General features: G+C 58.1%; 4 protein-coding genes and 1 pseudogene. 1 reads left to right on the forward strand and 4 read right to left on the reverse strand.

All coding sequences use genetic code 11. From position 1 onward, the window contains the following. On the forward strand, positions 1-738 hold a 738-nt coding region (locus tag B2W52_RS00465), incomplete at its 5' end, for a MaoC/PaaZ C-terminal domain-containing protein (RefSeq protein WP_286800970.1). Between the two features lie 121 nt (positions 739-859). Here B2W52_RS00465 and B2W52_RS22195 read toward each other — a convergent pair. From B2W52_RS22195 to B2W52_RS00480, 4 genes and pseudogenes are all read right to left on the reverse strand, one after another. Then, positions 860-1,564 (reverse strand): ABC transporter ATP-binding protein, encoded by a 705-nt coding sequence (locus tag B2W52_RS22195; RefSeq protein ID WP_008173790.1) that lies wholly within the window; start codon positions 1,562-1,564, stop codon positions 860-862. Between the two features lie 210 nt (positions 1,565-1,774). Beyond that, a pseudogene (locus tag B2W52_RS22200) lies at positions 1,775-2,224 on the reverse strand (hemerythrin domain-containing protein); the annotation flags it as partial. Between the two features lie 17 nt (positions 2,225-2,241). After that, the gene (locus B2W52_RS00475) at positions 2,242-3,000 is read right to left on the reverse strand and encodes an ABC transporter ATP-binding protein (protein ID WP_008173788.1); all 759 of its coding nucleotides are present in this window, start codon (positions 2,998-3,000) and stop codon (positions 2,242-2,244) included. Then, the gene (locus B2W52_RS00480; RefSeq protein WP_008173786.1) at positions 2,997-4,004 is read right to left on the reverse strand and encodes a branched-chain amino acid ABC transporter permease; all 1,008 of its coding nucleotides are present in this window, start codon (positions 4,002-4,004) and stop codon (positions 2,997-2,999) included. Before B2W52_RS00480 ends, B2W52_RS00475 begins: the two co-directional genes overlap by 4 nt. Positions 4,005-4,139: the final 135 nt, after the last annotated feature.

Genomic DNA, 4,139 nt, shown 5'->3' on the forward strand with positions numbered 1-4,139 from the left:
GCCATTGCTGGCAGGGTCGCCCCGCTGCTGGCCGCGTTCCATGGCCGCCTGCACCTGCTGGATGCCGAAGCCGCAAAAGAATCCACAGGCCACGGTTCTCCTCTGCCCATGCTGAAGCATGGCGGCCCCGGTCGCGCCGGTGGTGGTGAGGAACTGGGCGGTATCCGTGCGGTTCACCACTACCTGCAGCGCACCGCAATCCAGGGCTCTCCGAGCATGCTGGCTGCGGTTACCCGCGAGTACGTACGCGGTGCTGATCTGATCGAAACCGACGTGCATCCGTTCCGTCGCCACTTCGAAGACCTGCAGATCAACGAGTCTCTGCTGACGCATCGACGCACCGTCACCGAAGCCGACATCGTCAACTTTGGTTGCCTGTCCGGTGATCACTTCTATATGCACTTCGATGAAATCGCGGCGCGGGACTCCCAGTTCGGCAAGCGCATTGCTCACGGCTACTTCGTGCTTTCCGCTGCGGCCGGCCTGTTCGTCTATCCGGGTGAAGGTCCGGTGCTGGCGAACTACGGTCTGGACACCCTGCGTTTCATTGAGCCGGTTGCCCCGGGTGACACAATCCGGGCGCGCCTGACCTGCAAGCGCAAGATCGATCAGGGTCGGACATCTCCGGACGGACACCCCCAGGGTGTTGTGGTCTGGGATGTTCAGGTTCACAACCAGAACGACGAGATGGTTGCGAGCTACGACATCCTGACACTGGTTGCCAAGAAGCCCGAGTAACACCGGGCTTCCCTGCTTTCTCCCTGTCTTGGACCCCAGGGAGAAAGCGTCAGGCAAATAAAAGGGGGACAGGTCGCAAGACCTGTCCCCCTTTTATTGGCGCAAGGAAAGTTCCGGGCGATTACATGCCCAGGTAGGCCTCACGAACCTTCTCATTGCTGAGCAGTTCACGGCCGGTCCCTTCAATCACCACCTTGCCGGTCTCCAGCACATAGCCGCGATCAGCCAGTGCCAATGCCTGAGAGGCGTTCTGCTCTACCAGGAAGATGGTAATGCCCTCTTCCTTCAGTTCTTTGACGATGTTGAAGATCTCTTCGATGATCAACGGGGCCAGACCCATACTTGGCTCGTCCATAAGCAGCAGCCTGGGCTTGGCCATCAGGGCCCGGCCCATTGCCAGCATCTGCTGCTGGCCACCGGAGAGCTCGCCTGCCAGGTTATGGCGCTTCTGACGCAGAATCGGGAACTTGGTGTACATCCGTTCCAGGTCGTCCATTACCTCGGGCGTTTTGCCCCGGGTATAGGCGCCCAACAGCAGGTTGTCGTGCACACTGAGGTCCTTGAACACCTGCCGGCCCTCGGGCACCTGGACAATGCCATTAGCCACCCGCTGATCGGCGCTGATCTTGGAAAGATCCTTGCCTTCGAAGGTTATGGCACCCCGGTCAGTGGGCTGCAAACCGGAAATGGTCATCAGCAGGGTGGATTTGCCGGCACCGTTGGCGCCTACCAGTGACACGATCTCACCGCTGTTGATATGGATATCCACATCATGCAGAACTTCGATCTGACCGTAGGACGTTACCAGTCCCTTGATGGACAGCATTTCCTGTTTGGCATGGGGCGCCGTCACCCGGTCCGCATGCTTCAGGCCAAGACCACCGAATTTCTCGGGGGTGTAGCTGACAATCTGGTGCCGCAGTTCCCGGAACTCTTCCCGGACGCGCTCACCGAACAGCGGATCGTTTTCCACGTCCCGGGCTTCAATAATCTGCTGCCAGTCTTCTTCCGTCAGCAGTTTCCGGGCCCGTGGAATAACCACGCCCTCTTCCTTGCGAATGTGTTTGCGCAAGGCTTCCGTGAAACGGGCCAGAGCATGGCTGAACTCTTCGCGACCTTCCGGCCAGCCTTTTTCGCACTCCGCCAACAACTGGCGCAACTCCACCAGCTTTTCATGACCGATGACATAGCCCTTCGCCAGCTTCTCAAGAAGAGGCGCCGTCTCAGGGGACTTCTCGCTGAGCCGTTTGTACAGCTCAATGTCCGTGGGGGTGCTATGCACCCGCTGGGAGAAGTGCTGAATGTAATCAAAAATGGTCTTCAGCAGCCGCTCATCCGGGCGCTGGTCGTTAAGGTTCATATCACTCAGCAACTGGTCCAGCAGATCCAGAATCCGCCACAGCGCCTGGTGCTCATGAACAATAATCCGTACGGCCTGCTCACTGCGTGACTGGGCAGGCGCCATTTCAGTGTTTTGCTCGCTCATGTGAAATGTCTCCTTGCTCAGCCACCCAGATAGGCGGCGATAACATCCGGGTTCTGGCGGATTTCCTCAGGGGTTCCCTCTGCCAGAACACGGCCGTAGTTAAGCACCAGCAACCGGTCGGATATACCCATAACCAGCTTCATGTCGTGCTCAACCAGCATAACGGTGGTGCCCTGATCCGCAATTTTCCGGATCAGATCCTCCAGGGCAGCGGTTTCAACCGCGTTCAAACCGGCGGCGGGCTCGTCCAGGAGGATTACCTTTGGTTCAGCGGCCAATGCCCGGGCAATCTCCAGGCGCTTCAGCGCACCATAGGACATCGCCGATGCTTCGGCATCCAGGTAGTCACCGCATCCCACATACTCCATCAGCTCGGCGGCGCGCTTACGGGCCGCGGCCTCGTTGCGGCGCAAAGAAGGCAAACGGAACAGGGTCGTAAACAGGCTGCTTTTGAGCTGCAGATGCCGACCCAGCATCACGTTTTCGATGGCGGTCATGTTCATGCAGATCTGCATCTGCTGGAACGTGCGGCACATGCCCCGCTCTGCCAGCTCATTGGGCTCCAGCTTGGCGGTGCTCTCACCGTTCAGCAGGATCTCGCCTTTGGTCGGCGTATAGAGCCCTGTGATCAGGTTAAACAGCGTTGTCTTGCCGGCACCATTGGGGCCGATAACAGAATAGACCTGTCCGGCTTCAACCGAAAAGCTGACGCCTTCCACCGCATGGACACCACCAAAGGCTTTATCCAGCCCCTTTACTTCGACCAGTGCTGTCATGCCTCACCTCCCGCTTTCTTGCGCATTTTCTTGGAAACAAACGCGGTCAGTGTGGGCAACAGCCCTTTTGGCATAAAAATCATGGTGAGCATCAGGATCAGGCCGAACATGACATGTTCCAGCTCCTGGAAATCTGCCAGAACCTGGGGCAAAAGCTTCAGCACCACGGCGCCAAGAATGACACCGAAGGTCGAGCCCATACCACCCAGAACAACCATGGTGATGAACAGGATGGAGAATTCGAAGCTTGCTACCGCAGGCGTAATGAAGCCCTGGAAGTGGGCATAAAGACTGCCCATCAGGCTGGCGTAGATCGCCGAGATCACGAACACCAGGCTTTTGTATTTCGCGGTGTTCACACCGACAACGCTGGCAGCCACTTCCGAGCCGTGAACCGAACGCAGCGCCCGGCCAATCGGCGATTCAATCAGGTTCAGGGCAAACCACACCGCTACCAGAAGCACCACGCTGGCGAAGATATACCAGGCCTGGAAGCCTTCGATCGTGATACCGAACAGCGAATAGCGACCAAACGCGCTCAGCTCCCAGCCAAATATTTCGAAGGCCGGCACCGGCATACCGTCTGGCCCGCCGGTCAGTGCACGCTCGTTGTTCAGGATGATGGCAATAATAAAACCAACGGCGAGGGTCGCCATGGACAGATAGTGGCCCTTCAGGCGCAGAATCGGTCGCCCGACAATCCAGGCAATAAAGCCCACAACAATTGCTCCGACCACCAACGCGGGCACTGAAGGCCAGCCGTAGGTGCCGGTCGCGATGCCGGTAAAGTAGGCGCCAAGACCGAAGAAGCCAGCGTGGCCAAGACTGATCTGGCCAGCAAAACCCACCAGGAGATTAAGGCCAACCACCGTGGCAGCAATGATCGCCATCTGGGTAACCAGCTCATAATGGAACGGGTTGCCGAGAAAAGCGGGAAGAATGATGAGAATCAGGGCGAGAACAATCAGCCCCCGGAGACGCGACTGCATAAACGTGTTCAACATCAGACGCGCTCCACTACCTTGGCACCGAACAATCCGCGGGGCATGAAGAACAGCACCAGCAGGATCATGGAGAATGCCACGGCATCCTTGTAGTCCGATGAAATGTAGCCGGCCGCCATGGCCTCAACGATGCCC

It is taken from the genome of Marinobacter sp. UBA2498 (assembly GCF_002341575.1).
In the GTDB taxonomy this organism is placed as follows: Bacteria; Pseudomonadota; Gammaproteobacteria; order Pseudomonadales; family Oleiphilaceae; genus Marinobacter; species Marinobacter manganoxydans.